2 protein-coding genes and 2 pseudogenes are annotated in these 3,137 nt (G+C 72.8%); all 4 read right to left on the reverse strand.

Annotated elements, in window-relative coordinates; genetic code table 11:
* On the reverse strand, nt 1-657 hold a 657-nt coding region (locus tag ACWDCZ_RS39825; RefSeq protein ID WP_449818525.1), incomplete at its 3' end, for a hypothetical protein.
* Between the two features lie 251 nt (nt 658-908).
* A pseudogene (locus ACWDCZ_RS39830) lies at nt 909-2,413 on the reverse strand (ATP-binding protein).
* Nucleotides 2,414-2,431: 18 nt separating this feature from the next.
* A complete protein-coding gene (locus tag ACWDCZ_RS39835; RefSeq protein WP_387976735.1) occupies nt 2,432-2,881 on the reverse strand; it encodes a DUF6238 family protein in 450 nt (149 codons plus the stop codon).
* 33 nt (nt 2,882-2,914) lie between these two features.
* Nucleotides 2,915-3,073: pseudogene (locus tag ACWDCZ_RS39840) on the reverse strand (SCO6880 family protein); the annotation flags it as partial.
* Nucleotides 3,074-3,137: the final 64 nt, after the last annotated feature.

Below are 3,137 nucleotides of genomic sequence, written 5' to 3' on the forward strand. Positions count from 1 at the left end.
GGCCCGTACGCCGCAGGAGGAGATCCTGTGCGGTCTGTTCGCGGAGGTGTACGGCCAGGCGGCGCGGTTGCGGTCCTCCTGGGAGTCGAAGGAGCCGATCTCGCCGTGGCCCCAGGGGTCGCCAGGGGCCGGGATGTAGGCGGTGCTCAGGCGGCGCAGGGCCTCGACGGCGTGGGTGGCGGCGCTCGCGCGGGCCTGCCAGGCGGCCTGCTGGCAGCGTGGCCCCAGGGTGGTGGTGAGCTCGGCCGCCACGGCGGCCGGCGGTGCGCCGGCGGGGAAGGCGACGGGCGTGGGCAGGTGCACTGCCCTGGGGTCGTAGGCGGGCACGTTGTCGGGCCGGGCAGCGCCGACGAGGAGCGGGGCGTCCGCGCTGGTCCGCACGGCGAGGAGGCGTTCACCGTCCGGGCCGGTGAGGATGAGGGCGGTGTGCGGGGCGGAGGCGGTGTTCCAGGGCAGCCGTCCCCAGCCCCAGGCCTGGCTGCGGAGTTCGGCGAGATTCCGGCCGGGGGCGAGCGGGCTGGCCTGGACGGTCCAGCCGGGCAGGTGCTCTGCCAGCTCGGCGGCGAAGGGCGGGAGGGACCCGGGGGCGTGCGGATGGTCGGGCAGGGCCCGGCCGTCCTCGTCGAAGTACACCCGCATGTACGTCTCGTCGTCCACCGACGGGCTGCCGAAGGCAGCGCCGGGGCGGAACAGCGCGTAGGTAGATTCCCACCGCCCGTCGCCGTCGCGGGCGCTGGAGCTGAGCACGAGGCGCCAGTCGGAATCGGTGTACGGGCGGCGGTCGCGTTGGGCGGCCAGCAGTTGCTCGAACGCCGTGAAGTCGGCCGCTGTGAGGTTGGTGTGGTCGAGGTAGGACTCGACGTCGTTGCTGGGCAAGCGAGTTCAGGATTCTCGAAGGGCAGGGGCGGTCAGGCGGCCATGCGGAAGTCGGTGTCGTACAGCTGCTTCTCGCTGGGGTGGAGGAGGTGCTGCACGATGAAGGAGAGGGCGGCGACCTTCCACAGGCCCCGGCCGCGGGTGAGGGCGGCGATGGCTTGGGCTTCGACGCCGGTGAGGCCGAGCAGGGCTATGGCGGCGGGGATCTGGTCGGGTTCCTGGCGGTAGATGATCCGGGTCGAGCAGTCGGCCAGGAGACCTTCGGCGAGGACGCGACCGCGCGATCCGGCGTCGCCCGCGGACAGCAGGTCGGACAGGCGGTGCAGGATCAGCAGGTTTGCGATTCCCAGCCCGCGAGAGAGCTTCCACTGCTGCTGCATGCGCTCCAACAGGCCGACGTGGCGCATGATCCGCCACGCCTCGTCGTAAACCACCCACCTCCTGCCGCCGGCGGGGTCGGTGAGAGCGGCCTCCATCCAGGCGCTCGCGCAGGTCATCGCCAGGACGAGGGCGGTGTCGTCGCCGCTGCTGCCCAGACGGGACAGGTCGATGGAGAGCATCGGCGCGTTCGGGTCGAACGTGACGGTGGACGGGGCGTCGAACATGCCGCTCAGGTCGCCGTGGACCAGGCGGCGCAGGGCGTGCGCGAGGTCGTCGGTCGCGTGGCCGAGGCTGCCTCCCTGGTTGCCGAGGGCGGCGTCGAGGCGTTCGGGGCGGCCGAGGACGTGGGCGATGTCGCCGAGCAGCGGCACCGTGCCGGCAGCGTCGGCGTCGGCGACGACCAGGTCCAGGGCGACGTCGAGGCCGGTGTGTTCCATCGGCAGCAGGTCGCGCTTGAGCACGGTGGCCGCGAGGCTCGCCAGCAGGAGCAGACGGCGCTTGCGGACCTCGGTGCTCCAGTCCTCCTCGCTCACCTCCGCGGGCCGCTGCGGCGCGTCCAGCGGGTTCAACCGTCCGGGGAGGCCGGGGCCGAGGGCGATGGTCTGCCCGCCGAGGGCCTGGGCCAGCCCGGTCCACTCGCCCTTCGGATCGCTCGGTACGTAGATCTTGTAGCCGTGGGCGATGGAGCGGGTGGCGATGGACTTGGCGAGCGCGCTCTTGCCCATGCCGATGACGCCGCACAGGATCGCGTTTGGGTTCGTGAACCCTTCTATTCGACCGGAGTTGTAGAGCGCGAAGGGGTCGAAGCAGAAGGAGCCTTCGGCGTGGAGGTCGCGGCCGATGAAGGTGCCCTCGGCGCCGAGGCCGGCCTCCGCCAGGAAGGGGTAGGCGCCGCCGGCGACGGCGGTGGTCAGGCGGTGCTTGGGTAGGCGGAGCTTGCCGCCGCGGGCGGAGGCGGGACCCGGGCGCCCGGAGGCGGGGTAGGTGGGTCGCAGGTCGGGTCGGGCCCCTCGTGTTCGCGGCGTCGGGTGGGGGCCTGGGCGGAGCGGGCCTTGGTGCGGGCCTCGGCGAACTCGGCGCGGGCGGCGCGCTGCTGGGCGCGGGTGGTCTTGCGCGGGACGAAGAGCGGGGAGGCGGTGGCGCGGTTCCTGGACATGATCACGGGTTTCGGAAGTCAGTGGCGGACGAGGCCGGTGAACGGGGAGTGCAGGTCGGCGGGGGTGGCGCGGCGGCGCACCAGGTGGGCGGTCTGCTGGTGGCGGCGGCAGATGGTCAGTTCGGGCGCGCCCTCGGGTAGACGGGTGCGGCAGGCGTCGCGGGTCGGGACCTCACCGCTGCCGGACCGGGGAGAGCAGTGGTAGGCGGCATGGAGGTGGTCGGCGGCCTGCCACAGCCGGGTGCGGGCGGCCTTCAGGTGGTCGCCCTCCCCGGGCAGTAGCGGGCTGGTGCGCTGGGTATGCGCGTCGAGCAGGCCGTGCAGCGAGACCAAGTGCTCGTGCAGGGAGTCGAGTTCGGCGCGGGAAGCGACCAGCGGGCCGGTGGGGATGTTGAGCGCGCGGTGGAAGTCGATCGCGGCGGTCGCGTACGGGACGAAGTCCTGCGCGGAGACGGGGGTGGCCGGCATCGGGTGCTCTTTCGGAAGACGGAAGGGCCGGCGTCAGGCGGCGAGGGCGAACGGCAGGGCGGAGGCGGTGAACGCTTCGCCCTGCTGCCAGGTGAGCGGGCGCAGGTCGAGCTGGGCGCCCACGGCGGCGGTCTCCACCACGGCGCAGGCGGAGCGCAGTTCGTCCTCGGTGTCGGCGGAGACGGTCAGTGATGACGCTCTCTGAATTTCCCCAGTCTGTGCTCTGAGGTTGGCCAAACCTGCTCAGTTGATCTCC

This window comes from Kitasatospora sp. NPDC001225, assembly GCF_053597855.1.

Excerpts from the sequence above, each read along its gene's own strand:
- ACWDCZ_RS39835 (WP_387976735.1), bottom strand. The coding sequence starts at position 2,881 with ATGCCGGCCACCCCCGTCTCCGCGCAGGACTTCGTCCCGTACGCGACC.